Source organism: Paenarthrobacter nicotinovorans, from assembly GCF_021919345.1.
In the GTDB taxonomy this organism is placed as follows: domain Bacteria; phylum Actinomycetota; class Actinomycetes; order Actinomycetales; family Micrococcaceae; genus Arthrobacter; species Arthrobacter nicotinovorans.
In genome coordinates, this window is sequence record NZ_CP089293.1 from 3,705,552 (window position 1) to 3,731,629 (window position 26,078).

General features: G+C 62.5%; 26 protein-coding genes. 14 read left to right on the top strand and 12 right to left on the bottom strand.

Features of this window, described 5'->3' with window-relative positions; all coding sequences use genetic code 11:
• Genes JMY29_RS17195 through JMY29_RS17215 form a run of 5 tightly spaced genes read left to right on the top strand, consistent with a single transcriptional unit; the run spans position 1 to position 4,511 of the window.
• Positions 1–837 carry an SDR family oxidoreductase gene (locus JMY29_RS17195; protein ID WP_189076244.1) on the top strand — a complete coding sequence of 279 codons (837 nt, stop codon included), beginning with the start codon at positions 1–3 and terminating at the stop codon, positions 835–837.
• 28 nt (positions 838–865) lie between these two features.
• Entirely contained in the window at positions 866–2,563 is a 1,698-nt protein-coding gene (locus JMY29_RS17200) for a thiamine pyrophosphate-binding protein (RefSeq protein ID WP_189076245.1), read from the top strand.
• Positions 2,564–3,193 (top strand): alpha/beta hydrolase, encoded by a 630-nt coding sequence (locus tag JMY29_RS17205; protein WP_229778635.1) that lies wholly within the window; start codon positions 2,564–2,566, stop codon positions 3,191–3,193.
• Positions 3,186–3,407, top strand: coding sequence for a recombinase-like helix-turn-helix domain-containing protein (locus tag JMY29_RS17210; RefSeq protein WP_018778265.1), 222 nt, complete (start codon positions 3,186–3,188; stop codon positions 3,405–3,407). Before JMY29_RS17205 ends, JMY29_RS17210 begins: the two co-directional genes overlap by 8 nt.
• 3 nt (positions 3,408–3,410) lie before the next feature.
• The gene (locus tag JMY29_RS17215) at positions 3,411–4,511 is read left to right on the top strand and encodes a Rieske 2Fe-2S domain-containing protein (RefSeq protein ID WP_189076246.1); all 1,101 of its coding nucleotides are present in this window, start codon (positions 3,411–3,413) and stop codon (positions 4,509–4,511) included.
• A 97-nt stretch (positions 4,512–4,608) separates the two neighbouring features.
• Here the strand turns inward: JMY29_RS17215 and JMY29_RS17220 are convergent, their stop codons facing one another.
• Complete coding sequence (locus JMY29_RS17220) at positions 4,609–5,133, bottom strand: cupin domain-containing protein (protein WP_018778263.1); 525 nt, start codon at positions 5,131–5,133, stop codon at positions 4,609–4,611.
• A 217-nt stretch (positions 5,134–5,350) separates the two neighbouring features.
• On the opposite strand from JMY29_RS17220, the gene JMY29_RS17225 reads away from it, so the two are divergent.
• On the top strand, positions 5,351–5,899 hold the full coding sequence (locus tag JMY29_RS17225; RefSeq protein ID WP_018778262.1) for a MarR family winged helix-turn-helix transcriptional regulator: 549 nt from the start codon (positions 5,351–5,353) through the stop codon (positions 5,897–5,899).
• A gap of 7 nt (positions 5,900–5,906) precedes the next feature.
• Positions 5,907–6,716 (top strand): aspartate dehydrogenase domain-containing protein, encoded by an 810-nt coding sequence (locus tag JMY29_RS17230; RefSeq protein ID WP_189076247.1) that lies wholly within the window; start codon positions 5,907–5,909, stop codon positions 6,714–6,716.
• Positions 6,717–6,748: 32 nt separating this feature from the next.
• On the opposite strand, the gene JMY29_RS17235 is transcribed toward JMY29_RS17230, so the two are convergent.
• The 7 genes from JMY29_RS17235 to JMY29_RS17265 all read right to left on the bottom strand — a co-directional run bounded on the left by JMY29_RS17235 (position 6,749) and on the right by JMY29_RS17265 (position 13,596).
• Positions 6,749–7,177 carry a heat shock protein transcriptional repressor HspR gene (locus JMY29_RS17235; RefSeq protein WP_018778260.1) on the bottom strand — a complete coding sequence of 143 codons (429 nt, stop codon included), beginning with the start codon at positions 7,175–7,177 and terminating at the stop codon, positions 6,749–6,751.
• A gap of 11 nt (positions 7,178–7,188) precedes the next feature.
• Positions 7,189–8,166 carry a DnaJ C-terminal domain-containing protein gene (locus tag JMY29_RS17240; protein WP_018778259.1) on the bottom strand — a complete coding sequence of 326 codons (978 nt, stop codon included), beginning with the start codon at positions 8,164–8,166 and terminating at the stop codon, positions 7,189–7,191.
• 164 nt (positions 8,167–8,330) lie between these two features.
• A complete protein-coding gene (locus JMY29_RS17245) occupies positions 8,331–8,990 on the bottom strand; it encodes a nucleotide exchange factor GrpE (RefSeq protein WP_018778258.1) in 660 nt (219 codons plus the stop codon).
• Positions 8,991–8,992: 2 nt separating this feature from the next.
• Positions 8,993–10,858: a molecular chaperone DnaK gene (dnaK, locus tag JMY29_RS17250; protein ID WP_189076248.1), complete on the bottom strand. Its 1,866-nt coding sequence runs from the start codon at positions 10,856–10,858 to the stop codon at positions 8,993–8,995.
• 314 nt (positions 10,859–11,172) lie between these two features.
• Positions 11,173–12,063 carry a DUF817 domain-containing protein gene (locus JMY29_RS17255; protein WP_018778256.1) on the bottom strand — a complete coding sequence of 297 codons (891 nt, stop codon included), beginning with the start codon at positions 12,061–12,063 and terminating at the stop codon, positions 11,173–11,175.
• Complete coding sequence (locus JMY29_RS17260; protein WP_189076249.1) at positions 12,056–12,847, bottom strand: oxygenase MpaB family protein; 792 nt, start codon at positions 12,845–12,847, stop codon at positions 12,056–12,058. Before JMY29_RS17260 ends, JMY29_RS17255 begins: the two co-directional genes overlap by 8 nt.
• Positions 12,848–12,870: 23 nt before the next feature.
• A complete protein-coding gene (locus tag JMY29_RS17265; protein WP_064722517.1) occupies positions 12,871–13,596 on the bottom strand; it encodes a TetR/AcrR family transcriptional regulator in 726 nt (241 codons plus the stop codon).
• A gap of 147 nt (positions 13,597–13,743) precedes the next feature.
• Between JMY29_RS17265 and JMY29_RS17270 the strand changes: the two genes are divergently transcribed.
• Positions 13,744–14,676, top strand: coding sequence for an NAD-dependent epimerase/dehydratase family protein (locus tag JMY29_RS17270; protein WP_189076250.1), 933 nt, complete (start codon positions 13,744–13,746; stop codon positions 14,674–14,676).
• A 20-nt stretch (positions 14,677–14,696) separates the two neighbouring features.
• Here JMY29_RS17270 and JMY29_RS17275 read toward each other — a convergent pair whose 3' ends face one another.
• Entirely contained in the window at positions 14,697–15,548 is an 852-nt protein-coding gene (locus JMY29_RS17275; protein ID WP_189076251.1) for a phytanoyl-CoA dioxygenase family protein, read from the bottom strand.
• 112 nt (positions 15,549–15,660) lie between these two features.
• Between JMY29_RS17275 and JMY29_RS17280 the strand changes: the two genes are divergently transcribed.
• From JMY29_RS17280 to JMY29_RS17295, 4 genes are all read left to right on the top strand, one after another.
• The gene (locus JMY29_RS17280) at positions 15,661–16,494 is read left to right on the top strand and encodes a helix-turn-helix transcriptional regulator (RefSeq protein ID WP_189076252.1); all 834 of its coding nucleotides are present in this window, start codon (positions 15,661–15,663) and stop codon (positions 16,492–16,494) included.
• A gap of 178 nt (positions 16,495–16,672) precedes the next feature.
• Positions 16,673–18,718 carry an NHL repeat-containing protein gene (locus JMY29_RS17285; RefSeq protein WP_229778636.1) on the top strand — a complete coding sequence of 682 codons (2,046 nt, stop codon included), beginning with the start codon at positions 16,673–16,675 and terminating at the stop codon, positions 18,716–18,718.
• A gap of 26 nt (positions 18,719–18,744) precedes the next feature.
• Entirely contained in the window at positions 18,745–19,539 is a 795-nt protein-coding gene (gene nagB, locus JMY29_RS17290; protein ID WP_189076253.1) for a glucosamine-6-phosphate deaminase, read from the top strand.
• A gap of 46 nt (positions 19,540–19,585) precedes the next feature.
• A complete protein-coding gene (locus JMY29_RS17295) occupies positions 19,586–20,434 on the top strand; it encodes a CPBP family intramembrane glutamic endopeptidase (RefSeq protein ID WP_189076254.1) in 849 nt (282 codons plus the stop codon).
• A gap of 194 nt (positions 20,435–20,628) precedes the next feature.
• Here the strand turns inward: JMY29_RS17295 and JMY29_RS17300 are convergent, their stop codons facing one another.
• The 3 genes from JMY29_RS17300 to JMY29_RS17310 form a co-directional block, all read right to left on the bottom strand.
• Positions 20,629–21,885 carry an AGE family epimerase/isomerase gene (locus JMY29_RS17300; RefSeq protein ID WP_189076255.1) on the bottom strand — a complete coding sequence of 419 codons (1,257 nt, stop codon included), beginning with the start codon at positions 21,883–21,885 and terminating at the stop codon, positions 20,629–20,631.
• A 223-nt stretch (positions 21,886–22,108) separates the two neighbouring features.
• Positions 22,109–22,891 carry a DeoR/GlpR family DNA-binding transcription regulator gene (locus JMY29_RS17305; protein WP_189076256.1) on the bottom strand — a complete coding sequence of 261 codons (783 nt, stop codon included), beginning with the start codon at positions 22,889–22,891 and terminating at the stop codon, positions 22,109–22,111.
• Between the two features lie 73 nt (positions 22,892–22,964).
• Positions 22,965–24,107, bottom strand: coding sequence for a Gfo/Idh/MocA family protein (locus JMY29_RS17310; RefSeq protein ID WP_189076257.1), 1,143 nt, complete (start codon positions 24,105–24,107; stop codon positions 22,965–22,967).
• A 136-nt stretch (positions 24,108–24,243) separates the two neighbouring features.
• Here JMY29_RS17310 and JMY29_RS17315 point away from each other — a divergent pair, with 136 nt between their 5' ends.
• Together JMY29_RS17315 and JMY29_RS17320 are read left to right on the top strand one after the other, a co-directional pair.
• The gene (locus tag JMY29_RS17315) at positions 24,244–25,143 is read left to right on the top strand and encodes a carbohydrate kinase family protein (protein WP_189076258.1); all 900 of its coding nucleotides are present in this window, start codon (positions 24,244–24,246) and stop codon (positions 25,141–25,143) included.
• A gap of 16 nt (positions 25,144–25,159) precedes the next feature.
• Positions 25,160–26,044, top strand: coding sequence for an aldolase (locus tag JMY29_RS17320; RefSeq protein WP_189076259.1), 885 nt, complete (start codon positions 25,160–25,162; stop codon positions 26,042–26,044).
• Positions 26,045–26,078: the final 34 nt, after the last annotated feature.

Genomic DNA, 26,078 nt, shown 5'->3' on the forward strand with positions numbered 1-26,078 from the left:
GTGGACCTGCAGTTGAAAGATCGGACAGTGGTGGTGACGGGAGCCAGCTCAGGCGTTGGCCTCGCCACCGCACGGCTTCTCCTGGGCGAAGGAGCCCGGGTAGCAGCATGCGCACGGGACGTGGACCGGCTTGAGGAAGCGTTCAGCGAATTCTCTTGGGCCGACCCGGATTCCATCCTTTTGGAATCCTGCGATGTCACGGACCGGAACGCTGCCGATGCCTTCATCACCACCACACTGAAGCGCTTCGGTGGCATCGACGGACTGGTCTGCAACGCAGGACGATCGCTGATGGCAACACTGGAAGACACCACAGACGAGCAATTCCGGGAAGAGTTCGACCTCAAGATTTTCGGGGCGTGGAACATGATCCGCTCCGCGCGCGCGTCGCTTGCCCGCTCGGCGTCCGCCGTCGAGGTAAGCCAACCGCCGTCGTCGACGACCCGCCGGCCGGGCGCGGCGATAGTCAACGTCAACGCCATCCTGGCCCGGCAACCGGAACTTCGCCTTGCGGCGACGTCTGCAGCCCGTGCCGGGCTGCTCAACCTGACGCACTCGATCGCCGAGGACCTGGCATCGGACGGCATCCGCGTGAACTCAGTGATGCTCGGGCTCATCGATACAGGCCAGTGGCGACGGCGCTTCGAAATCGCGATGTCCGACCTCGGATACGCCGACTGGAGTGCCGAAATAGCCAAGGACAGGGGCATCGGACTCGGCCGGTTCGGCACAGCGGAGGAAGTGGCTTTCCACATCGTCACGCTGCTTTCGCCACTGAGCGGCTATACCACCGGAACCACGGTGGAAGTCGGCGGCGGCGTGAACCGGTACGTCTGACAACCACTCAAGCTACGAAAGGGACTCGATGTCACAGAAACAATCAACCAACGGACCCAACGGCGGGGACGTCCTCGTCAGGGTGATGCGCCGTCACGGGATCGACACCGCCTTCGGCGTCATCAGCATCCACAACCTCCCCCTGGTGGAAGCCGTGGACCGTGAACTTACCTTCATCCCCATGCGCCACGAAGCCGCCGCGGTGAATGCAGCCGATGCTTACGCCAGGGCAAGCGGCAAGTTCGGTGTTGCCCTGACCAGCACCGGTACCGGAGCCGGCAATGCGGCCGGCTCCATGGTGGAGGCGTTGACGGCGGGAAGCCGCGTCCTGCACATTACCGGCCAGATCGACAGTGAATTTCTCGGCGGGAACCGCGGGGTTATCCACGAGGTTCCACGCCAACTGCAAATGCTGGACGCCGTCTCCGGATACGCGCGCACCATCTTCAACTGCAAGGACGCTGAAGCCGATCTGGAGGAGGCCATTGCCCACCTGCAGTCGCTGCCGCATTCCCCCTCCAGCATCGAATGGCCCACTGACCTGCAATACCTGGCGCGCCCCGATGAGCAGCGGGCCATCGAGGCCGCTGAGCGGCTTCCCCCCGAGGTGGATGCCGATGCCCTCAACGAGGCAGTCGAATTGTTGGCCGCATCCAAGCGCCCGGTGATCTGGGCAGGTGGCGGGGCTGCCGGAGCAGGCGAAGCGCTGGCCTCCCTCATGGAGCGTCTGGGAGCCGGACTGCTGAGCAGCAACTCCGGGCGGGGCGTTGTTCCCGAAGACCACAATCTGGTCATCGGGAATTTTGCCACTACGCCGGAGGCATCAAGGTTGCTGGCGGAGGCGGATCTGCTGCTCAGCATCGGCACGCACTTCCGATCCAACGAAACCAAGCACTACCACCTGGCGTTGCCCGCGCCCCATATCCAAATAGACATCGACGCCGACGCCATCGGCCGCGTCTATCCCGCCGATGTTGGGCTGCTTGGTGACGCGCGGAGCATCCTGGCCGCCATCAACGGGCAGCTGGGCGCCCGGCGGGGCCCGCTTCAGTCCGACGCCGATCCGGCCGCAGGGTCCTGGCCGAAAAGGGTCCGCCAGGTCCGCTACTCCGTCCGGGAACAGCTCTCCCGTTACATCGGTGGATACGCCGAGGTCTGCGAAAGCATCCGTCAAAGGTTCCACCGCGAATCGGTCATCGCCAGGGACGTGACGATTCCTTCCAGCCAGTGGGGCAATCGGCTGCTTCCGATCTACGCAAGGGAAACCAACGTCTTTCCCGTTGGTGGTGGCATCGGCCAAGGCCTGGCCATGGGCATCGGCGCAGCTTGCGCGCGGCCGGAGGTCCCCACTGCAGTAATGGTGGGCGACGGCGGCCTGGCCGTCCACCTTGGAGAGCTCGCTTCCTTGGCCGGTTCAGGCGCATGGTGTGTGGTGCTGGTGTTCAACGACGGCGGTTACGGTGTGCTCCGAAACCTCCAGGAGGCCAATGGATTTGCGCGGGCGGGAGTGGATCTCAGAACTCCCGACTTCGAGCTGTTGTCGCGTTCGCTCAGCCTGCCGTTTTGGCGCGTAGAGTCACCGGGGACCTTCGACCAAGCCTTGGTTGAGGCATTGGACGTCCGCGGACCGGCCGTCATCGAAGTTGACGTCACAGCGCTGGTCCCCCAGCCGGGACCTTTTGTTCCTCCCGTCCACATCCCGCAGCCCGGGCACGAGGAGGCCTGAATGGAAACTTTGAATTTCAGCGACCCTGGCCTCGGCCGTGTCATGGACACAGATTCCCCGGATGGGCTGTCCATGCCCAAGTACCCCGTTGTCTGCCTGGGAGGTTCCGGCACTACGGACTCTTGGTTCTCTTTCCAGCGTGATGACTTAGGCGCTCGGGTGTGGGCCGAGGAGCAGGCTTCCGCTGCTGCTGGGAGCGCCCAGGGCTGGGCAGAGTCTGCTGCTGTTGCCTTGAAGAAAGCGTGGAAGGGTCCGGTACACATCGTGGCAACCGGCCCGGATGTCCTGGGCGCCGTCATTCTGGGATCAACCCATCCCGGGCTGGTGATGAGCCTCATCCTGGGTGACCCGGAGGTTGACCCCCAGGATCTCAAGCTGGCCGGAGTGATGTCCGAGGTACAAGCTCCCACGCTGGTGATTGCAGCAGCACCAACGCTCGATACGGACATCTCAAAAGCCCAGAGCGTGGCCGGAGGCATCCGGAACGGGGTCTTCGTCATCATCGACCATTGCGGGATCCCCGCTCACCGGAACCGTCCCGGTTCCTTCAATGAGTGGGCCACATCGTTCATCAAGATCGCAGAAGGCCTGCACGCCTTCGCCCGACCCGAAAAGGATGGAAATGCCTGAACTGTATCTGGATCCAGCCCAGTCGCGCCTGGGGAAACCCCTTGGTCCCTACGAGAAGAAGCTGTCAGGAGCGTTGGCAGAGATCTTTGGCGGGGGGACGCATGACTTGGAAGGAGTCATTGCGGGACTCAACACCCTCGGCTTGCACGCACCGAACGGCGAGCCCTGGAACGAAGAAAGCTTCCGTGCCGAAATGCGACGACTAGGAGAATAGCCCATGACCATCACAACAGCTCCGGCCTCCGGACAAGCAGGCGCCCCGGTATCACGACCAGTCGGAAAGAAGAAGTACGCAGTGGGCGTACGCCATCACATGGACGCCGCCGAATTGGCCGCCAGTGGCCTTCGCGACCGCTGGTACCCCATCATCCCCTCGCGGTTCGTCGGTGCGGGAGCCATGGTCAAGGTCAAAAGGCTGAACATCGACTGGCTGCTGTTCCGTGACGCCCGGGGACAGGTCCGCATGCTCGAGGACCGGTGCCCTCACCGTAGTGCACCGTTGTCTGTTGGCCAGCACCTGGGAGACAGGATTGCGTGCAAGTACCACGGCGTCCAAGTGGATGGGACCGGAAAAGTGGTCTCCGTTCCAGGGATGCCCGGCTGTGCCTTGGAAGGCAAGACTGCCACGGTGTCGCTTTCCGTTGTTGAAGCAGCAGACACGATCTTTGCGTTCATGCCGCTCACGGAGGATTCCGAGGTACCGGAATTCAAGGTCCCGGACCGGCTGGCTGATCCCGCCGTCGCCTGGTTTTCCAACTATGCCGAGTGGAGGGGTCCTTGGCGCTTCTACATGGACAACGTCCTGGACCCCATGCATGGCGCCTTCCTGCACCGTGAATCACATTCAATGTCCGGCGGCGATACCAGTGCGCGGTTCCGGATCCGTGAGACGGAACGGGGATTCTTCTTCGAGAAAACAGATCAGCGCGGCGTCAATTTCGACTGGGTTGAGTTCTGCCGCGAGGGCATGGACTACGTTGACCTGGAAATTCCGTACGCCCGATCGGCGGGACCAGGCGGCGTTTTCGGAATCGTGGGAATGTCGACGCCGATCGACCAGGAGACGTCCGCCGTCTTCCACTGGCGTACCCGGCGTGTATCCGGCTGGGAACGGGATGTGTGGAGGTTCATGTACAAGGCAACCCTGGAGGAAAAACACTGGGTGGTCCTGGAACAGGACCGCGAGGTTCTTGAGGCCCTGGCAGCTGACGCAGACAGGGAAGAAAATCTATACCAGCACGATCTCGGCGTAGCGAGGATCCGCAGAATCCATCAGGCCGATGCACGCGAGCAAGCCGCCAAACTGGAAGCCCTGTAGCTTCAGGACCCGGTTGTCGCTTGAGGTATCGCGGTCACACACAAGTACGCCCGGAGCCTGCCAGTAGGCTCCGGGCGTACTTGGTTGCCGACTCGTACTACCGGGTTACCCCGTGCATTTCGGAGGACGGCGGGTAGAAAGGAATCTCCGGCTTCCTGGAGCCGATAATGACGCAGATCAATGCGTCTTCGTCGCTGACCGTCCGAAGGCTCCTGGGTACACCGGCAGGTACACGGATCAAATCGCGGTAACCCAGAACCCGGCTCGCCTTCTTGGTCCCGTCTTCGACATCGTGAACGCTGAATTCAACCTGTCCCTCAAGAACGAAGAACACTTCTTCCACGTCGGGATGAGTATGTTCCGGACCTACGCATCCCGCCGGGAGAACCATGTTGGAGAAGGTGAAATGCTCCGCTTGGAGGACATTGGTATCACCGGAATGGTCCCCCGTGGCGCCTGAACCGATGTAACGGACCTGACCACGACGGAACTTGGCGCCGGCCTTCGTTTGGAACTTCAGGGTGTCGAAATCGACCTGCCGCGTGTCCCTTGAAGCGATGGACGAATCAATCATCGCTTCAAGTTCGGGCGTGGTCTCCGTTGCTGCAACAGCTTCACTCATGATGGACCTCTCTCGTTGCTACTGCCTTGTTGCGGACGTCTTCGATGACGCCGCCTTCAACTATCTCCTTGGATCTAGTTATCTCAACTCTAAGATAACCAGATCTGAGTGACAAGCAGGACAAACCCAATGGACTCACGCACCAATCTTCCTCGTACTGAGAAAGTCAGTGCTAAGTTATTTATGAAAAGGGCAACCACGATGAGAATGGACCACCATGGGTAAGCAACCGGACACCAGCGACACAGTGGACAGCATCCTCGAGGATTGGGCCCGGGAGAAGCCCGGACTGGACGCCGGTACCATCGGCGTCTTCGGGCGCTTGGCCCAGATCATCATCAAACAGCGCGTCATTGAAAACTCAGTTTTCGAAAAATACGGACTCACGCTGGCCTCCTTTGACGTGCTGGCAAACCTGCGCCGCTCCGGTGAACCACACCGGAAGACAGCCGGCGAGCTGGCAAGTTCGTCAATGCTTACCACTGGCGGGATCACGTTCAGGCTGGACCGCATGGAGGAACAAAACCTCATCGAGCGGGTGCGCACGCGTACCGACCGACGCGTCGTCTACGCGCAATTGACCCCGCACGGCAAAGACGTCATCGACTCCATTTTCGAGGAGCACCTCGCCACACAGCGCCAGATGCTGGCCGGGCTGAACGCCAAGGAAATCACCCAGCTCAGCGGGCTCCTCAGGAAGGTGTCCGCTTCCATCGACCAATTCGAGGACGGACAGTCAGTACCCACCGCTGACGCCGGAAAGTGAAACAGGAATGACGTCCCACCGCATAGGAATCATCGGCTACGGAGCCATCGGCGCGCGCGTCGCCGAGGACATCTCCCTGGGCAAGGTGGTGGGCGCAGAACTAGCCGGCATCATCAGCCGCACCGACAACGGAACCGGGCGTCCCGCCGTCGAACGCCCCTTCCCTTCGCTGACCTTGGAAGCGGCCCTGGAGTGCTGCGAGCTGATCGTGGAATGCGCGGGGCAGTCCGCCGTGACTGAATACGCTGAAAAGATCCTGGGCGCGGGCGTGGATTTCCTGATCACCTCCATCGGCGCCCTTGCCGACCAGGGGCTGGCAGCACGCTTGAACGCGTGCGGTCCCGGGAGGTTGTTCATGACGTCGGGCGCTGTGGGCGGGCTCGACCTCCTTGAAGCCGGCGCAAGGGAAGCCGCCTACGATTCCGTGGTGGTCTCCACCACTAAACTTCCTGAAACGCTGGTCCAACCTTGGATGGAACAGGAGCAAGCCGATGGGATCCGAGCGACCACAGAACCGCTGGAGGTCTTCCTCGGCTCAGCCCAGGAAGCGGCACGGCTGTTTCCGCGCTCACTCAACGTCGCAGCGGCCGTGGCTGAGGCCGTCGGGGATTGGGACGGCGTGCAGGTGCGGCTGACGGCCGACCCGAAGGCCTCACTGACCAGCCACGTCATTGAAGCCTCGGGCCCCTCCGGCGAATACCGCTTCGAGATCCGCAACAACCCCAGTCCGCAGAACCCGAGGACCAGCGGGATAGTCCCCTTTGCCGTCCTCCGGTCCTTGGAAGCGGCGATCGGCGAACGCGGAGGGCTGGTCTAGCTAAGCCTGCTCCAGCTGCATTGATCCGGGGATCAGCGGTCCTCCGCCGGCCGCGGCCGCCACACGACAACTGCCTGGGAACGACCACGTGGCCTCTGCCCGCGGGCAAGGCTGACGACGTCGCCGGCAGCTCCCGCCGCGAAGATGCGCGCATCCATCGGCGTGCGGCGCCGTGACAGTTCCTCGGTCAGTTCAGCCACCCGGTACTGCAGCGCGGCCACCTGGTTCTCAAGGTCAAGGATGCGCTTGATGCCCTCGAGGGAGACGCCGGACTGCGAAAGGCGCTGGACCTCCCGCAGTTTATTGACGTCGTTCTGGGAGTAGCGGCGGGACTTGCCGGGGGCGCGGCTGGGCGAGACGATGCCCAGACGGTCGTACTGGCGCAACGTCTGCGGATGCATGTCAGCGAGCTCCGCAGCGACGGAGATGACAAAGATCGGCTGGTTGACGTCGATTGCCATGACCTGCCTCCTTACAACCGGGCCTTCGCGGCCAGGTCGCGACGCGGGTTCGCGTCAGTGGTGGCAGCAGCGAACGCCTTGACAGCTTCCTCCGCTTCTTTGTTCAGGTTTTGGGGAACCGCGACGTCGATGGTCACCAGGAGATCGCCGGTCGCCTTGGACGTCTTCACGCCACGGCCCTTGACCCTCAAGGTACGGCCAGAGGGTGTGCCCGCCGGTACACGCAACTTGACGGTGTCGCCGTCGAGCGTTGGAACCTCAATGGTGGCGCCGAGCGCCGCTTCCGCGAACGTGACAGGCACGTGGATGCGGATGTTGTCGCCGTCGCGCTGGAAGAAATCGTGGGGCTTCACGCTCACGGTGATGATGAGATCACCGTTGCCGGCAGGGCCGACATTGCCCTTGCCACGCTGACGGACCTTCTGCCCGTCCTTGATCCCGGCTGGAATCTTGACGTCGATCACGTTGCCGTTGCTTTCGCGCAGGCTCACCGTGGTGCCTTTGATGGAGCCGGCGAAGGAAATGGTGGTGGTCGCCGTGCGGTCCGAACCTTTCTGCGGAGCCCGCTGGAAACCGGTCTGGCCGGCACCGCCGAATCCGCCGCCGAACAAGTCGGCAAACTCCGGAGGGATGCCTCCGCCCGCAGGCTGACGGGCGCCTGGTCCGCCGCCGAACAGGCCGCCAAAGAGGTCCTCGAACCCACCGTTGGCACCCGCACCGCCACGCCCGGCTCCCGGAGCAAACCGGGCCCCGCCACCCATGGCACGGATGGCGTCATACTGCTGCCGGTCCTCAGGACTCGACAACACCGAGTAAGCCTCGGAAATGTCCTTGAACTTCTTCTCCGCAGCAGCATCCCCGGAATTCGTATCCGGATGGTACTGCCGGGCTAGCTTGCGGTAAGCCTTCTTGATATCCGCGTCGGACGCGTCCTTGGCGATACCAAGGATCGCGTAAAAATCCTTTTCAACCCAGTCCTGGCTGGCCAAGAGCGTTTCCTTTCAAATCTGTCGTTACGTTGCGCTACGCGGAATATGGGCCCCCGCCCCTACGCGTGGCGGCTCAGTCCTAACGGACTTGAGCCGCCACGCTCCGGCAGGCCCGATGCCACTCCCGGGGCCCATATTCCACTTCGCGCTGCGGTCAACTCACCTTAAGCCGGAACCGCGACAATCACTTGGGCTGCACGCAGGACACGCTCGCCTGAGCGGTATCCGGAGCGCAGCACCTGGCTGACGGTGTCAACCTGGATGTCCTCGCCGGGCTGCTGGATGAGTGCTTCGTGGATGGTGGGGTCGAATTCGACACCCGTGTCCGCGATGCGTTCCAGTCCGTACGTCTTCAGTGCGTTCTCCAGCTTGGTGGCGATCGCGGCGAAGGGGCCGTCCTCGAGGTCACCGTGCTGGCGTGCGGCGTCGACGTCGTCCAGCACCGGGAGCAGGGAGTTCAGGACGCCGATGACGGCCATCTCCCCTGCTACGGCGCGGTCGCGTTCGACGCGCTTGCGGTAGTTGACGTACTCAGCCTGGAGGCGAAGGAGATCGTTGCGGAGCTCCGCTGCCTGGGCTTCAGCTGCGGCACCGGAGGCTACCGACTCTTCAGCCGGCACCTCTACCCCGTTGAGGATTTCCTCAGCCTGGGAGAGCGCATCGCCGTCCGAGGGAGCGGCGTTGCCTTCGCTGTGAGCCGTGGCTTCGCCTTCAGGGTGGCGGGCTGCCCCGGTTTCCGGGTCAACCTTGCGGTTGTCCCGAATAACCGGCTTGCGCGGCTCGTTGCCTTCTGAGTGCTCTGCTTCGTTGCCGTGATGAGGCATGGCTACTTCTTCGCTTCGTCTTCGTCGATGATTTCGGCGTCAACGATGTCTTCGTCGTTGGCGGCCTTGTCAGCGGCAGGTGCGCCTTCAGCGCCGGCTCCCGGAGCATCAGCTGCGGCGGCCTGCGAGTAGATGGCTTCGCCGAGCTTGGTCTGGGAGGCCTGGAGCTTCTCGAACGCGGTCTTGACGGCGGCGTCGTCGGTGCCTTCCAGTGCGGACTTGAGGGCGTCGACGTCGGCCTTGACCTCGGTCTTGACCTCTTCCGGCAGCTTGTCGTCGTTGTCGGCGATCAGCTTGTCCACCGAGTAGGCGAGCTGCTCTGCGGAGTTACGGGTGTCCGTAGCTTCGCGGCGTGCCTTGTCCTCTGCAGCGTGCTCTTCGGCTTCACGGACCATGCGGTCGATGTCGTCCTTGGAGAGCGCGGTGCCACCGGTGATGGTCATGGACTGTTCCTTGCCCGTGCCCTTGTCCTTGGCGGAGACGTGGACGATGCCGTTGGCGTCGATGTCGAAGGTGACCTCGACCTGCGGGACGCCACGCGGTGCCGGAGCGATGCCGGTCAGTTCGAACGTGCCCAGCGGCTTGTTGTCGCGGGTGAATTCACGCTCGCCCTGGAAGACCTGGATGGCCACGGACGGCTGGTTGTCGTCAGCGGTGGTGAAGGTCTCGGAACGCTTGGTGGGGATGGCCGTGTTGCGCTCGATGAGGTGCGTCATGACACCACCCTTGGTTTCGATGCCGAGGGACAGCGGGGTGACGTCGATGAGGAGGACGTCCTTGCGCTCGCCCTTCAGGACACCGGCCTGCAGTGCGGCACCAACGGCCACGACTTCGTCCGGGTTGACGCCCTTGTTGGGCTCCTTGCCGCCGGCGAGTTCCTTGACGAGCTCGGAGACAGCAGGCATACGGGTGGAGCCACCGACGAGGACGATGTGGTCGATGTCGGAAACCTTGATGCCGGCTTCGGCGATGACGTCGTGGAACGGCTTCTTGGTGCGGTCCAGCAGGTCCTTGGTGAGGTCCTGGAACTTGGCACGGGTCAGCTGCTCGTCCAGGTGGACCGGGCCGTCAGGGGTGACGGAGAGGTACTGGAGGGAGATGTTGGTGCTGGTGGAGGAGGACAGTTCCTTCTTGGCCTGCTCTGCAGCTTCGCGGAGACGCTGGAGGGCGATCTTGTCCTTGGAGAGGTCGATGCCCTTGACCTTGAGCTGGCTCAGGAGCCACTCGACGACGCGGTTGTCCCAGTCGTCGCCACCGAGGCGGTTGTCACCGGCGGTTGCGCGGACCTGGATGGTGGAGAAGTTGTCTTCGTCCTTGCCAACCTCGAGGAGGGAGACGTCGAAGGTTCCGCCACCGAGGTCGAAGACCAGGATGAGTTCGTCTTCCTTGCCCTTGTCCAGGCCGTAGGCCAGTGCAGCCGCGGTGGGCTCGTTGACAATACGGAGGACGTTGAGGCCTGCGATTTCGCCGGCTTCCTTGGTGGACTGGCGCTCGGCGTCGTTGAAGTATGCCGGAACGGTGATCACAGCGTCGGTGACCTTTTCGCCCAAGTAGCTCTCGGCGTCGTTCTTGAGCTTCATGAGGATACGCGCGGAAATTTCCTGCGGCGTGTACTTCTTGTCATCGATTGCGACGCTCCAGTCGGTGCCCATGTGGCGCTTGACGGAGGCGATGGTGCGGTCGATGTTGTTGACGGCCTGGCGCTTGGCGATTTCGCCGACCAGGACTTCGCCGGACTTGGAGAACGCAACTACGGACGGCGTGGTGCGGCCGCCTTCTGCGTTGGCGATGACGGTGGGCTCGCCACCTTCGAGAACAGAGACCACGGAGTTGGTGGTTCCGAGGTCGATACCTACTGCACGTGACATATCTTGTTTCCTTTCAATGGCCGATGTTGGAGATTGCACCTGGCAGTGGTCCGCTGGGCGGTTGACCTGTCGGGAGCCTGCTCAACAATCGGCTAGTTGAGCGTTCTGCACTCAACTGTACTCAGCCCTGGATTTAAGTCAATCCAAAGTTGAGTCTAGTGCGCTCAACTTTCTGGAAGATGACCCGGAGACCCCCGGAATCACGCGGCAAAAAGGGGTGGTTTCGCCTACGGTGAACTGGCGGGGAAGCCTCACGACGCGCACAATTCACAGCGCCACTCACCCGGAGCGATGACACCCACATCCGGGTGTCACTAGTGAATTTGGGTGGCGTCGGCCGTTTGGGTGGCGTCAGCGGCGTCGAGTGGTTCCGGCTTGTAGACCCACGCCACCAGCACCACGGAAATGATCATCAGCAGGAACCACGCCAGGAGTTTGTCGATGGAAACCGCCTGCCATCCGTTCAGCTGGTTCGGATACAGCCACGCACGCGACCACGTGCCGATGTTCTCGGCGAACCAGATGAACAGCGCCACCAGCAGGAACGACACCAGAATCGGCATCTTGAAGCGGCGGCGGAACACCCGGAAGTGCATCACGCACCTCCCGTAGACAAGCACGACGGCGGCAAGCAGCACCCAGCGAAGGTCAAGGATGTAGTGGTGCGAGAAGAAGTTGACGTAAATCCCCGCCGCAACAAGGGCCGTGATCCACCGCCGCGGGTAGCGGTCGAAGCGGAGGTCGAACAGCCGGAAAACCCGCACCATGTACGAACCCACGGCCGCATACATGAACCCGCTGAACAACGGCACCGCGCCGATCCGCAGGACGCCCTCGGCCTCATACGCCCAGGAGCCCACGTCCGTCTTGAACAGCTCCATTACCGTCCCCACCACATGGAAAAGCAGGATCACCCGCAACTCCCGCAACGTCTCCAGCTTGAAGCTGATCATGAGCACTTGGATGACGATCGCGGCAATGGTGAGGAAGTCGTTGCGGGCCAGTCCGGCGTCGGCGGGATACCAGAGGCGGGCCGCGATGATCACCGCAAGCAGCGCGGCCCCGAACACACACGCCCACGCCTGCTTCAGCCCGAAAACCACAAACTCCGTGAGCCGGCCACGCAGCCGTCCGCCGTCCGCACGATCCAGGTAACGGTGGGCAGCCCGGTCAATGGACTCTTCAACGGAAGTGGGATTACGCATGTGGTGCCTTGGCGTCGACGGCGAGTTGCTTCAAGTAGTAGTCCCGCGGCCAGTGCCGGATCCGCTCCGGCAGCCTGGGGTAGACCCGGCCCAGGCCCTTCATGGTCCGGTCGAACCGTCGGGCGTGGCCGGGGCTCCATGGGAAACCAAAAGCTTCCCGGACAGGCGCGGGCAGGAGCCCGGCCGTGAGGAAACGGGCCAGCGGCATGGCCAGGCGCAGCAAGCGCGGACCGCCGGATGGATAGAGCAGTTCCCTGGCGACTTTGAGCGCCTTTGCGTCCGGCCGCAACGCCTCAACCTGAGCCTGCCAGTATTCGGCGAAGGCAGACCGGTCGCGTGGCCACCTTCCGGGTGGAAGCTGGAGCGCCGTTCCGATCCGGGCATAGTCGCGGTAGATGCTGTCGGCGGTCTCGTCGTCTAGCTGTCCGTGGACCTTTTCGTACACGGTGACGGCGGTGTCGTAGAGGGTGGCGACCACCCAGAGCTGGGACTCGGCGTCGAACGCGCTGTAGCCCGCGGAGGTGGCATCGGGGCTCCGCCGGACCGGCGCGTGCGCCCGGTTGACGGCGCGTCGGACGGCCTTGAGCTGTTCCTCGGAACCATAGATCACCGCGTACACGTAGGTCATGGTGGCCCGGAGCCTGTCCATAGGGCGCTCCGCGAAGTTGCTGTGCTCGGCTACGCCGTGGCCCACACGCGGATTGGCGATTTGCAGGAGAATGGCGCGGCCCGCGCCGGCCAGCAGGACGCCCTCCGCGCCGATATCCGCCAGTCCTCGAGCCATCCGAATACTCTAGCGCCCCAACCTTAGAGCCCGGCCACGCCCTGAAGGACGGACAACTGGTGCTCGAACAACTCGTCGCGTGCCTTGAAGGTGTCCTGGCCGTACTGACCGAAAACCTCAAAACTGATCGCCCCGAAAACGGACGTCCACACCAGCACACCGCGCGCCAGGGACGGATCCGACACGGAGAGCTTCAGTTCCGAGCGGATGGCTTCCAGATCTGCAGCCAACGCCGGAGGAATCACGACGGCGGGACCCACCCGGGCGTCCAGGACGCCCGCCCGCTGGGCGGAATCGAAGATGCCCACCAAGCGGAAGATGACGCGGGTTCCAGGGACGGTGGTGCGCTCCCCCGGGGCTTGGTAGCCGGGCACCGGACTGCCGAAGAGGAGGGCGTAGCTGGCGGGTTCCCGGAGAGCCCAGTGCCGGACCGCGCGGCCCAGGGCCTTGAATTGCCCGGCAAAGTCACCGTCCGGAACTGCTGCCACGGCCGCGTCCACTTCGTCGCCGAGCTCGTTGTAGCCGTCGATGAGCAGGAGCGTAAGGAGTTCGTCCCGGTTCTGGACGTAGCGGTAGACCGCAGAGGATACGACCCCGAGGTCCCGGGCCACGGCACGCAGGGAAAGGGCAGCGGCCCCATGGACCGCCAAGTGCTCGCGTCCGATGCGCACGATGTCGACCAGGGTTTGGGCGCGGGCACGTTCGCGCGGAGTAGCTGGTTTGCTTTTGGGCGTTCCGGTGGACGGCATGAGTTCAGCTTGCCATAAGAGAGAGCGTCGCCAACAAATGAGAGCACTGCTCTTGACATTGATTGAAAGGGCCGTCATTCTGGATTCAGAGAGCAGTGCTCTCGCTTTTGACCAGGCCATCTGCCGCTATCCCGAAAGAAGAACCCCATGTACGTTGTGACCGGAGCAGGACCCGTTGGATACACCGTCGCCGAACAGCTCGCGGAGCAAGGCCACCAAGTCCGCATCCTGACCCGATCAGGCAGTGGCCCGGAGCACCCGCTGGTGGAAAGGATGCGGGTAGATGCCTCCGACCCCGGTCAGGTCTCCCATGCATTCCAAGACGCCCATGCGGTGTTCCACTGCATCCACGGAAGCGCCTACCGCGCCGCGGCCTGGGCAGCCGAACTTCCCCAGGCCGAGCAGACCGTGATGGATGCAGCAGCAGCCGTGGGCGCCGTCGTCGTGTTCCCTGAAAGCCTGTACTCCTACAGCGAGCCCGACCGGATCATGACCGAAGCCGGGCCTCGTGCGGCGGACGGCGGCAAACGCGGCATCCGCACCGCGCTGCTGAAGGCAAGGCAGGCACATGCGGCCAATACCGTCAGCGTCGTGGCCGGCGACTTCTTCGGGCCGCGCGTGAAAATGGCCCATGCCGGCGAGCGCATGGTGAAGCCCATCCTGACAGGCAAGGTAGTGCAGGTCATCGGGAGCACCCGCCAGCCGCACTCCTTTACCTATGTACCGGACCTCGCAGCCGCCATGATCGCTGCGGCGCATAAGCCGGAACTCTGGAACCGTGTGCTGCATGCCCCCACCGGTGCCGCCGTGACCCAGCGGGAAATAGCCGAAGCGCATGCGGCTGCCGCCGGTGTTGCTGCACCCAAAGTGAGCGCCGTGCCCGGATGGGTGCTGCGGGTGGCGGGCCTTTTCTCTACGGACATGCGCGAACTGGCCGAATTGCTGTACCAGTTCGAGCGGCCGTTCGTGATGGATTCCTCGGAAAGCCAGCGGCTCCTGGGGCTGGAACCGACTCCCCTGCCCGAAGCCACGGCGGCCACGGTTGCATGGTGGCGCGGCGCGGTCCAGCAGCCCAAGTAGAGGTGCCGCACGGCTGCGGCTCAGAGGCCGTCGTCGTAATTCCAGTGCTCCTGCCAGCGCCAGTCGATAGGTTCGCTCAACCGCTGATAACGGATATCCGTGGACAGCCGCATCGTGCCTCCGCGGTCCATGTTGTCCAAGGCAGCGTGCACAATGTGAGCCGAGTGGACCACGACGTCCCCAACCTCGTAATCGGCCACCAGCCATCGTGCGTTACGTTCGTCCGCCAACCCCGGAAGGTCGGCGGTAATGGACGCAGCGGGAAGTTTCAGGGTCCCCTCGCGCTCGTCTGCCATCACCCAGCGGTGGCTGCCCTCAAGGTAGGTCAAACCGCCGCGCTCACGGGGGCAATCGCCCAGCGGAATCCACATGGAGAGCACGCGATCGCTGCCCTCGCGGAGGTAGACGAGATCGTAGTGTGCCTGGGTTGCCGTGCCGATGCCGCTCTCACCGGGCTTGGTGTGGCGAATGATCTTGCGCCGGTGCAGATGGACGTCATCGGCGAGAAACCAGGCAAACCAATCGGCAATTCCCTCCGCCGTGCACAGCGCCTGGTACTCCGGGCCCGGGACAATGCGATCAAACAGGCCCCGGCGCAAGGCGGCCCTGTCCGCGTCGCCCTCCGAGGCGATACCGTCACGGGGATCGGTGCCCGCCGCGAAGACATTCGCCTCGGCCAATGAAGCAAAGTAGAACTCCCTGAAATCCAGGAGCTTGTCCGGTTTCAACTGGCCCTTCAAGTAGAGGTATCCGTCCCGGCGAAGCCGTGCCCACAACGCGTCGCGATCACCACGTTCGGAGAAGGGCACCGGTTCAAGCTCGGCCAAGCGGGTTTCCGATTCGTCCAGGACGTAGCCATTCGAGGTCAACATAGTCACCACCTTGGCACCGGCGCCCAAGGAAGTGAATGGACTCCCCTTGGCGATCACTTGGACTTTTGCGAGCCTTGTCTTTCTTGTTCAAGCAAGGGCAACATTGGAGGCCATGGACAATTGGTCGAGCTATCGGCAACCCGCCCACCCGCTACGGGACCTGGGCTTGGCGTGCCTGGGCGCCGGTGAGCAAAGCGGTGTTCTGCCCTCCTTTTCCGAGAGGACATTGAGCAGCCACGCCATGGTGCTGGTCTCCGAGGGGTCCGGTCATTTCACGATGGATGGCGCCCGGTTCGAAGTCCAGGCTCCCGCTGTCATCTGGCTCTTTCCGGGGGTAAGCCACGGCTACGGGCCAGAACCCCTTGGGTGGAAAGAGCACTGGCTCCTCTTTTCCGGGCCCATGGCACGGGCGATGGAGGAGCTGGGGTGCTTCGCCCGCACCCGGCCCTTGGTCCGAATTGACGGCCACGCAGATGAGGCGGGACTTGGACTTTTTCCCCAGCTGCGGGCCGCCCTCTCAACCGCTGGGCGGCATGGAGACCTTGAGGCCTCAGTGCTCTGCCAAAGAATCCTCGTCGAAACCGGCCGACGCACCATGGACCCCGGCCTTCCGGGCCGGGACGACAAGCTCCTCACCGCGCTGCACGAACTGGCCCATCTGCCACTCAGCCTGTCCCAACTGGCCGCATCAATGGAGGTTTCCGTCCCCGACCTCAGGCGTACGGTCCGGGCTGCTACCGGGACAGGCCCCAAGGAGCTCGTTCTGCAGCTGCGCATATCCCGTGCCCAGTCGCTCCTTGCCGATACGGCCCTGTCCGTTCAACGGATCGCTACGCTCACCGGCTACGACGACCCCGCCTACTTCAGCCGGCTCTTCACCAAGAAGACCGGCCACTCCCCGATCCAGTTCCGCCGTTTACACCACAGGGATACGCCTCTGCCATGACGGTGCCCCGACCGCTGAACACCATCAAGGACGGGCACCACCCAATGTCTGAAAATGTTCGAATCATGGATTTCCCGTTCTGCGGCTGAAACCCTGAGTGAAGTGCACAGAGCGGATCCGGACCGCTCCAAGCGCCATGAATCCACCCCCACGGGATACTCAATGAGGAGAACTTTCCATGTCCACCTTCGCCATCAATCGCCGTCAATTGCTGCAGACCGGGGGCATCGGCGGACTCGCCGTAGCGCTGTCAGCAATGTCCCCCGGCGCCGCAGAGGCCGCCCGTCCGCTCAACACTTGGGCGCCTCAGATCACGGACCTGGGACCCGCCGTCGTCCAGTTTTCGCTCATGAGTTCGCTGCTTGTGGGCGACACGGTCTATATCGGATCGCGCAACTTGAACCCGGTACGGGTGATTGGATACCACCTCCCCACAGGCACCATCACGTCACGGACGGACCTCGGCGCGGGGTACAGCATCCAGGCTTTGGCCGCCGACTCCACCGGCCGCTACCTGTACGCAGGTGTGCTGCGCGATGGAATCGATGGAAAGCCGAACCTGTACCGCTGGGACCTCCGAACGCCCAACGTGCCCGCAGTGGGCGTGGGCGAAACCGGCGACCGTGACATCCGGGCGCTGTCCGTATCCCCTGATGGCAAGGTCTACGCAGCAGGTGGCGGTGAAACCACGAAGGCCCCTTCACTCTGGGAATACGACCCCGCCACGAATACCGTGACCAACTGGGGTACCCCGGACCCCGGAGCCACCATTGCCCAGGCTGTTGCCGCTACCGCTGACACCGTGTACTTCGGCACAGGCAGCACACTGGGCGGCGGCAATGGCTCCAGCCCGGCGCGCCTGTTTGCGTTCGATCGGACAACGAAAACCTCCACGAACATCCTTCCGGCGGACGTGGCCACCGGTGTCTCAGTGACCTCGTTGAGTGTCCTGAACGGACAGCTGGGAGTAGGGGTCAAGGGACCAGGAAAGTCCGTGCTGATCAACCTGGCGGACCACTCTAAATTCACGATCATCGCCAAGACCGGCGTGATGTTCCGGCAGTTGGGCAACGACGTCTTCTTCGTCAAGGAGCCGGGCGTCTGGTCCTACAACATGGTCAGCAAGAAGATCACCCAGATCCTCACAGAGGATGTTGGCGCCATGTGGGGTCTGGACGTCTACGGCAATAAGGCGCTCACTGTTTCCTCCTACGACGTCATTGAAGTCGATCCTGTAGCGAAGACCGCCGTCAAGCATGACCTCACACAGGCTGGAGCACCGGGCGGGCCGCAGCTTTGCATGGGCCTCGCCGCGGGCGCCGGGGACGTTTACGTGGGCGGCACGGGAACCATTGCGCGTCACCAGTTGGCGTCAAACCAGGTTTCCTACCTCCGCGCGACGGGCGAGGCCAAGGACGCCGTAGTGGTGGGCGGAATCCTGTTCACGGGCCAGTACAACTCCAGGGGCATCTACTCCTACGATCCCTCTACCGGGCAGCTCCCCTATCAAGTGGCGGCCCTCCCTGCCGGACAAAACCGCCCCTTGGATGTCTGTTGGGACGCCGTCAACGGGCTGGTCATTGCCGGCGCGCAGAACGATACCGGCGGTGGCGGCTGCTTCGCCGCCTACAACCCGGTGACAACGCAGATCATCACCAAGGTCAGTCCAATCGATGCCCTCCAGATGGTCCGGGCAGTGGCCACAAAGGACGGAGTGGCCTACCTGGGCGGGGACAACATCTACGCCACCGGCCCCCGAAGCACCGTGGTTGCCTGGGATCCGTTAGCAAACCAGGAGCTTTGGCGCCTTGACCCGGGCCAGCCCCAAGGGATCGCTGCAATGGCCATCCACGGCAAGTTCCTCTATGGCATGTCTCGGAAGGCTGCGGGCCTGTTCGTCATTGACCTCGACACCCGCCAGGTGGTTCACCGGGGCGACTTGAGCAGCGTCTGCACCGACTTCGGCGCCCTCCAGGTTAGCCGCGGGATTGTCTACGGCGTCTCCGACACCACGGTGTTCCGCATTGACCCGATCACGTTCGCGGCGTCCGTTGTTGTGGCTGACATCAATGGCGGCTGGTACAGCGGTCCGCACATCACAGCGGACGAAGACGGCCTGCTCTACACGCTTCAAGGCCCCAACCTGGTCCGGATCGATGACTTATCGCTGGAGGGGAAGTTGAAGAAGGACAAGAAGGACAAAAAGCCTTCGAAGGAAAAGTAGGACCCTCCAGCAAGCAAAGGAATCCCATGGCAGAAGTCATTATCGTCCGCGACCAAGCAGAGGCAGGAAGCGTAGCCGCGTCGATCTTCGCGCAGCAGATCCAGGACAACCCGGCCACCGTGCTGGGGCTGGCCACAGGTTCGACCCCGCTAACCACGTACGCAGCATTAGCCAAGTCGGTCAGGGAAGAGGGCATCGATGTTTCCCGCGTACGCGGCTTCGCGTTGGATGAGTATCTCGGCGTCCCGCCGGAGCACCCGGAGAGCTACCGCTCCGTGATCACCCGCGAAGTAGTGAAGCCCCTGGGATTGAACCCGGATCACGTGTTCACTCCGAGGGGCACCGGCCCTGACATCACCCAGGCCGGAGCAGAGTATGAAGCCATGATCGCCGAGGCCGGAGGCATCGACCTCCAGATACTAGGCATCGGGTCCAACGGGCATGTGGGTTTCAATGAACCGGGCTCCTCCCTGGCTTCCACCACCCGGATCAAGGCTCTGGCCGAACAAACACGCAAGGATAACGCCAGGTTCTTCGCCTCGCCCGAGGAGGTCCCCACCCACTGCATCACCCAAGGCCTGGGCACGATCCTCCGGGCCAGGCAGTTGGTGCTCCTGGCCTTCGGAGCCAACAAAGCGCAGGCTGTGGCAGCCGCGCTTGAAGGTCCTGTGTCCGCGGCCGTGCCAGGCTCTGTCATCCAACAGCACCCGCGGACCACGGTGATTATTGACGAAGATGCCGCTGTAAACCTGGCACATGCCGACTACTACCGGCATGCCAGGCGATCGGCTGGGGAACTGCACGAAGTAGTAGGTTTTTAGCGGGGGGGGCGAGGGCAACCCGAGTTCCGAAAAAAGGGGGCAGTAAATGGGGAAGGAAGCACGCATCTCCGGTTGGAAGGCTTTCTGGGATCGAGGAGGCTGGTGGCGGGCCGTCCTGCTGGCGGTTCTCTACATGGCGATCTACCTCGGCGCCGGCCAAGTGATCGGCGCCTTTGCACGCGACCAGGTGGATGCAGAGGATCTCTTCCGCACCCCGCAGAGCGTCTTCGTCGGCCTGACCCTGTCATTGCTTGTTGGCAGCCTCGTGCTGGCTGCCTTTGTCTATTCGGTGAAATGGTTTAAACCACTCTTCGCGCAGCAACCCGTCAAGGGAAGCTGGTGGATGTGGGCCGCGCCGTTCTTCCTGGTTGCTGCCATCGTGCTGCGCTTCCTGGGAATCAACTACAGCAGCTACCAGGCATCCGTCGTGGTGATCACACTGGTTACCGGACTCCTGATCGGCTTCGCGGAGGAGATCCTCACACGAGGCATCGTGGTGAAAATGCTCCGCGATTCTGGGAAGTCCGAGTGGGTGGTCATGGTGCTTTCATCACTGGTATTCTCGCTCCTGCACTCGGCCAATGCCCTGTCAGGCATGCCGATCATCACCGTCCTGGTGACCATACTGTTCACGTTCGGCTTCGGCATTTGCATGTATCTGACCCTGCGGGTCACCTGTAACCTGATCTGGCCCATGATTCTGCACGCCCTCTATGACCCCACGCTCTTCCTGTCCACCGGCGGCATCGACCAAGCCGCTGCCGGACCACAGAGCCCGCTCCTGCAACTGGCGGGCCCGGCCAACATGATCTACATCCTGATCGCCCTCGTAGCCCTGATTGTGGTGCGGGGTCGGGCTCAGCGCTCACCGCTCGCGGAGCCGGCGGCGCTTTAGGGCAGACAAAACAGAAGCGTTCGACGGCGGGTGCGTACCGCCGTCGAACGCTTCTGTTTTAGCCGCGCAGGTCGTCCCATGGCAGGGGTTAGTCAAATTACTCCCCCGGTCCGCCTTCCCCTTAATTGATGTCACGTGCTCGGGGTTGACGCAGCAGCCTATGGTCCGGTTCGAAGAGATCCGGCAGCGGTCCGCTATTGTCCTTGCACGGCCCGGAGACGGGAGTCCAGCAGCCCTGCCGCCACTGCCGGAGCGAGGCCGGGAGCCAGCGGAAGTCGCGGAACTACAAGGCAGTGCCACAGGTGATAAATGTCAGCCTTGCCCGACCAGACGGTGGACGCGACGTTGCCCTGCTCGTCCAGTTCCTGTTTCCAGGAACCGTGCTCGTAATCGATGAACCAGTCCCGTGCGTGGTCCCAGATGCGCTCGTACCACTCGGCATATGATTCGTCTCCGGTGACCATGTACAGCGCGGCCGCGCCGCCGATTGCTTCGACCGGCACCCAGCGAATGCGGGACGTGACAATGGGCTTGCCGTCCCAGTCAACGGAGTACACAAACCCGGGGTGGCCATCCGGCTCCCACGCGTCGCGGATCGCAGCGGCGAAAAGTCCTTTCGCGTCTTCCATGAGCCACCCAGGAACGTCCATGCCGCGAGCGTCCAGGCCGGCGCGGAGATGCAAGAGAAGCCTGGCCCACTCCACCCAGTGGCCAGGCGTTCCACCATAGGCGCGGAACTGGCTGGCACGGTCGTCGGTGTTGTACTCCGGAATCGGGTTCCATTCAGGGTCGAAGTGCTCGAACACCCGGTAATTGTTGTTGCGTGCAAATTTGTGGATGAGCACCTCAGCGATATGGAGTGCCCGCTCAATCCAGCGGCTTTCGCCGGTTACATCGGCGACGATGAGGTATGCCTCAACAGAATGCATGCTGGCGTTTCCACCCCGGTATGCCTCAGTTTCCGTGAATTCCCGGTTCCATGAGTCGAAGCACATGTTGGCTTCGTGGTCCCAGAACTTCGAGTCCGCTATGTGCAATGCCTCGTCCAGCAACTCCCGGGCGCCGGGCCGCTTGGCCGCGGCGGCACTCGCTGCGGCCAAGAGCACGAACGAATGCTGATAGCCGGACTTTGTGTCATTCACTGGCCCGTTTTCGTCCACTTCGGCGAACCATCCACCGAATTCATCATCACGGAAGACCCCATTGAGCGCGGCAATGCCATGGTCCACCATGGACGCGGCACCCGGGCGCCCCATCAATGCCGCAACCGAAAAGCTATGGATCATACGGGCAGTGATCCAGAGATGGGTCGGCTTGTCGGTCATGACCTTCCCGTAGTTGTCGAGCCAGCCAAAGCCCGTCGGCACTTTCGAGCCGGAGGCGAAATTGATAAGCCGGTCTGTTTCTGCTTCGAGCCAACGTGCGTGAGCGGCGCTGTTCAACCACGTCATGTGCATCTCCTCAATAAATTTGCGGCCACCAGAGGTAGGGCCTGTTCTTATGCTAAGCCAAGGTGATGGAATTCCACCAGGTTAAGTTCGTTTTCAAACAAGAGGTTGTTGGGGATCGGCCGTTTCAAAAGTCGGCGGGGATGTTGAGGCCACACGCGCCCAGAAAGTGCCGTGGCTAGAGGACTAGGACGCCCCGGGAAAATCCGTACCTGGTAAGCGGGTGTCAGTCAGCGACGATCAGACGGACATTTGCAGCCGACAAGGCGGCAGCAACCTCACGGGGTGGGGGCGCATCGGTGACGAGAATATCTACGGCCTCAAATGCAGCCAGTCGAGCGAGCGCATACCGAAGCATTTTCTGGTGGGTCGCAACCACCACAACCTGCTCAGCGGAGGCCATCAGGGCCAGCTTCGTTGCACGTTCCACATCCCGTTCAATGTAGAAACCCTCATCATGGATCCCGCTTACCCCGATGAAAGCCGTCTTCGCACGAAGCCCCTGAACGGCGTTGACAGTCATGGGTCCGTTGAAAGCCTGGCTGTCCAACAACAGTTCGCCACCGAGACATATGGTCCGGGCCGACGTCAGCTGCAGGCATCGTTGTATGGCGGGAGCGGAATGGGTGATGATCGTCCCCATGAAAGCGGCTGGGAGCTCCTGGGCAATCTGGTAGGTAGTGGTTCCGGCGTCCAGGATGATCGCATCGCGCTCGGAGACCAGGTCCACACAGGCTTTCGCGACCCTCTGTTTCGCATCAGCGTCTTCCCGGACGCGGGCCGCGAAATCGGCGTTCTGGCCGTGGCCTTCGATGGCACTGACGCCGCCATGAACCACCTTGACCAGTCCGAGTTTGGACAATGCACGCGTATCGCGGCGGACGGTCATGTCCGACACGTCAAATGTGCCGGCGAGGTCCGCTGTGGAAAGAAACCCCCGCCTGCCAAGCTCGTCCAGAATGGTCTGCTGCCGCGGTGTCAGCGTTGCCTCTTCTCGTGCGATGCTCATGGCTTCCCCTCTCCTGACACCCCCAGCCCCTTCATCGGCGTGGGAAAGTGTTGTAATTCCAACACAATCTTACTTACTTCTGCGCAAGGACTTGCGCAGCGACCAGCTCAATGGGTCGGCCTTCAACAATGGAGCGCTCCGCAGCGAGGCCCATTCGCACTGATTGGAGGCCATCGGCGACGGATACCTCCACAGGCCCCTCGCCCAGAATGGCCTTCCGGTAGCCGAGGTGCTCGTAGTAAGTCGAACCGTGGTGCGCCCCAGCAGCCAAGACCGCTTCGTCCACGGGAACTTCATGCTTCTCCGGACCCAGCGGCGAACGTGGGCTGAACTCGACGGTCGCTTCGCTTTCGTCTCCCTCAATCCAGTGGTTGGCTGCCACGGGGATCAGCGTTTCAATTTTTGCCGAGTCGCCCACAATGGAAATTCGTTCCTGGAATTTGGATCCTTCGGCGAACATGGACAGCTCCAGCATTGCGCGTCGCCCGCCCGCAAAGTCAACGATCACGTATGCGTTGTCCACCATGTCCGATACCCGTCCGTCGTACACCTCATCCAAGTGATTGACATCGTGTCCACCACTGGCGAAGACGCGTGTGGGTTCGTCCTGCAGGATGAGGCGCATCAAATCAAAGAAGTGGCAGCACTTTTCCACCAAGGTCCCGCCGGTGCGCTCGGCAAACCTGTTCCAAGCATCCACTTTATGCAGGAACGGGAAACGGTGCTCCACGATCGATAGCATGCGGATATTACCCAGCTTGCCGGTATGTGCGGCCCGGATGACTTCCTGCACCGGAGGCATGTAGCGATACTCCATTGCCACCCAGACGGGTGCCGTGTAACCAGCCGCCAGAGTCTCAAGCTCATCAGCCTGCTCAGCGCTGGTACATACCGGCTTTTCCACCAGAACGGGCAGGTTGGTGCCGCTGGCAAAGATGTCCTTCAGGATTCCCAAGTGCGTGTCGTTGGGGCTGGCGATCACCAGTGCGTCCACGAGCCCTGATGCCAGCAGGTCCTGATGTGAGGAGTACGTCTGTACTTCGTAGCCGATTTCACGCGAGGTCTCTTCAAGGGAGGAAAGAGTGGGGTCGGAGACCGCGGTGATTCGGCTTCCCGGAATCAGTGCGAGGTTCCGGACGTGTTCGCGGGCCATATGACCGGCGCCGATGAGGCCATAGCGAATGGTTGGGACCGTTTCTCCAGAAGGCAATGACATGAACTGCTCCGTTTCTCAGCGTTGAGTGAAGGGGAATGACGTTGCATCCCGAACATCACTATACCGAATGTGTTGTTTTTCACACATAGCGTGTGTATATTTTTTCACTACCAACCCAACTACAACGAGGTGGAACGTGCCCCAACCGTCATCCGGAACACTGCTCTTCGTCGGGTGTGCCACTTTGGACTCCATCGCCCTCGTGCAGGAATACCCTGCCGCCGACAGCCGGACCATAGCCGACGACTTCGCTACAGCAGGTGGCGGACCCGCAGCCACAGCCGCTGTAGCCGCAGCCCGCGCAGGTGCCAAGGTTGCGTTTGCCGGCGTTCTCGGCGCGGACGAAGCGGGCGACCGGATCATCGTAGGACTCCAAACTGAAGGCGTGGACACTTCAGCTGTCATCCGTGACCCTCATGTCTACACAGGCGCGAGCGTGATTGTTGTCAGCAAGGCTACCGAAAGCCGGGCGATCGTCACCCGCCCTGTACCGCCGATCCGCTTTCCTGCCGGCAGCCGCTTTCATGAACTCCTGCATGTTGCGGAGTGGGTCCACGTGGATCACTTGGGCTGGAATGCCGTAGCTGGTCTGCCTGGCTTACGGATCAGCGTGGACGCCGGAAACCCGATTCCAAGCTTCAGCCCCAAGGGCGTTGAGCTGTACGTGCCCACCATCGAACGCCTGCAGGCAATATATGGAGCCAACCTCAAACCTGAAGCCCTCGTCCAAAAAGCCATCGATGACGGTGCTACTACCGTGGTGGCCACCGCAGGGTCGGAGGGAGCATGGGGCCTTGAACGGGGCGGTATTCCCTTCCACGTCCCCGCAACCCCTGCTGACATCGTCTCTACGCTCGGCGCTGGCGACGTCTACCACGGCGCCATCCTCGCGGCTGTGGCAGCAGGACTACCGATTGCAGAGGCCGCGTCGTTCGCTGGCCGCATTGCTTCGGCTTCCTGTGCAGGCCTGGATGGGCGTTCCATGATCCCCCGCGAGACCATCACCTCTGTCCTCACCGCTAATCCCACCCCCTAGCTGAAAGAAGCAGCCCATGAGCAACACAGACCTTTCCACCCTCCAGCGCCCGTCCGGTGCCTTCGCCATGCTCGCCGTTGACCAGCGCGAAGCCATGAGAAATATGTTCGCTGAGCACACAGACCAAGCGGTAACTGACGAGGACCTCCGCGACTTCAAGCTCGCAGCTGCCCGAATCCTCACTCCTTACGCTTCCGGCGTCCTCATTGATCGCCAGTTCGCTCTTGACGCGGCCATCGAAGCCAAGGTGGTTGCCCCCGGCTGCGGGCTCATCGCTTCGGCCGACCACTTTGAGTCTGCCCACGGAGAGCTTGTGGGCGAAGTGACAATAGACAAATTGGTCGATCCCAAGAAGTACGCCGCCTTGGGCGTCACAGCCCTCAAGCTGCTGGTTCTCTACCGCCCGGACGAAGGCGCCGAAGAACGGGTGGCCATGGTCCGCGAATTCGTGGAAAGCTGCAAATCCGCCGGACTCATCAGCATCATCGAACCCGTTTCCCGCAAACCGCTGGCAGGAGGCGACTTCGACTGGAATGCCGGTATTCTGGCCGCCGCCAAGGAACTGGGCGATCTCGGCGCCGATCTCTATAAAGCCGAGGTCCCCTTCAAGGGCCAGGCCTCCGAATCAGAGGTGCGGTCTGCTTGCGCCGAACTTACCAAGGCCATCAACGGTCCATGGGTAGTACTTTCTTCGGGCGTACCGGAAGAAATCTTCCCTGACGCCGTCCGGTGGGCTTGCTTGGAAGGTGCCAGCGGGTTCCTGTCCGGACGCGCAGTCTGGGCGTCCTGCATCGGTTCACCCGACGTCGTCGAATCTTTGTCAACTGACGCAGTCAGTCGTCTGCAGCGGCTCTGCGCTGTGGTGGACGAAGTGGTCTCTGCACAGCGAACCACCGCCTGATCCTTCGGGGCATCACGGGTGCCCCGTCGCGGTC

What these genes read in the sequence shown, in the direction of transcription:
- JMY29_RS17235 (WP_018778260.1), bottom strand. Translation starts at nt 7,177, where the DNA reads ATGGCAATCGACGTCAACCAGCCGATCTTTGTCATCTCCGTCGCTGCG.
- JMY29_RS17245 (WP_018778258.1), bottom strand. Translation starts at nt 8,990, where the DNA reads ATGCCTCATCACGGCAACGAAGCAGAGCACTCAGAAGGCAACGAGCCG.
- JMY29_RS17200 (WP_189076245.1), top strand. Translation starts at nt 866, where the DNA reads ATGTCACAGAAACAATCAACCAACGGACCCAACGGCGGGGACGTCCTC.
- JMY29_RS17215 (WP_189076246.1), top strand. Translation starts at nt 3,411, where the DNA reads ATGACCATCACAACAGCTCCGGCCTCCGGACAAGCAGGCGCCCCGGTA.
- JMY29_RS17230 (WP_189076247.1), top strand. Translation starts at nt 5,907, where the DNA reads ATGACGTCCCACCGCATAGGAATCATCGGCTACGGAGCCATCGGCGCG.
- JMY29_RS17260 (WP_189076249.1), bottom strand. Translation starts at nt 12,847, where the DNA reads ATGGCTCGAGGACTGGCGGATATCGGCGCGGAGGGCGTCCTGCTGGCC.
- JMY29_RS17310 (WP_189076257.1), bottom strand. Translation starts at nt 24,107, where the DNA reads ATGTCATTGCCTTCTGGAGAAACGGTCCCAACCATTCGCTATGGCCTC.
- dnaK (WP_189076248.1), bottom strand. Translation starts at nt 10,858, where the DNA reads ATGTCACGTGCAGTAGGTATCGACCTCGGAACCACCAACTCCGTGGTC.
- JMY29_RS17300 (WP_189076255.1), bottom strand. Translation starts at nt 21,885, where the DNA reads ATGACGTGGTTGAACAGCGCCGCTCACGCACGTTGGCTCGAAGCAGAA.
- JMY29_RS17205 (WP_229778635.1), top strand. Translation starts at nt 2,564, where the DNA reads ATGGAAACTTTGAATTTCAGCGACCCTGGCCTCGGCCGTGTCATGGAC.
- JMY29_RS17255 (WP_018778256.1), bottom strand. Translation starts at nt 12,063, where the DNA reads ATGCGTAATCCCACTTCCGTTGAAGAGTCCATTGACCGGGCTGCCCAC.
- JMY29_RS17295 (WP_189076254.1), top strand. Translation starts at nt 19,586, where the DNA reads ATGGGGAAGGAAGCACGCATCTCCGGTTGGAAGGCTTTCTGGGATCGA.
- JMY29_RS17285 (WP_229778636.1), top strand. Translation starts at nt 16,673, where the DNA reads ATGTCCACCTTCGCCATCAATCGCCGTCAATTGCTGCAGACCGGGGGC.
- JMY29_RS17265 (WP_064722517.1), bottom strand. Translation starts at nt 13,596, where the DNA reads ATGCCGTCCACCGGAACGCCCAAAAGCAAACCAGCTACTCCGCGCGAA.
- JMY29_RS17275 (WP_189076251.1), bottom strand. Translation starts at nt 15,548, where the DNA reads ATGTTGACCTCGAATGGCTACGTCCTGGACGAATCGGAAACCCGCTTG.
- JMY29_RS17305 (WP_189076256.1), bottom strand. Translation starts at nt 22,891, where the DNA reads ATGAGCATCGCACGAGAAGAGGCAACGCTGACACCGCGGCAGCAGACC.
- JMY29_RS17320 (WP_189076259.1), top strand. Translation starts at nt 25,160, where the DNA reads ATGAGCAACACAGACCTTTCCACCCTCCAGCGCCCGTCCGGTGCCTTC.
- JMY29_RS17280 (WP_189076252.1), top strand. Translation starts at nt 15,661, where the DNA reads ATGGACAATTGGTCGAGCTATCGGCAACCCGCCCACCCGCTACGGGAC.
- JMY29_RS17225 (WP_018778262.1), top strand. Translation starts at nt 5,351, where the DNA reads ATGGGTAAGCAACCGGACACCAGCGACACAGTGGACAGCATCCTCGAG.
- JMY29_RS17210 (WP_018778265.1), top strand. Translation starts at nt 3,186, where the DNA reads ATGCCTGAACTGTATCTGGATCCAGCCCAGTCGCGCCTGGGGAAACCC.
- JMY29_RS17270 (WP_189076250.1), top strand. Translation starts at nt 13,744, where the DNA reads ATGTACGTTGTGACCGGAGCAGGACCCGTTGGATACACCGTCGCCGAA.
- nagB (WP_189076253.1), top strand. Translation starts at nt 18,745, where the DNA reads ATGGCAGAAGTCATTATCGTCCGCGACCAAGCAGAGGCAGGAAGCGTA.
- JMY29_RS17220 (WP_018778263.1), bottom strand. Translation starts at nt 5,133, where the DNA reads ATGAGTGAAGCTGTTGCAGCAACGGAGACCACGCCCGAACTTGAAGCG.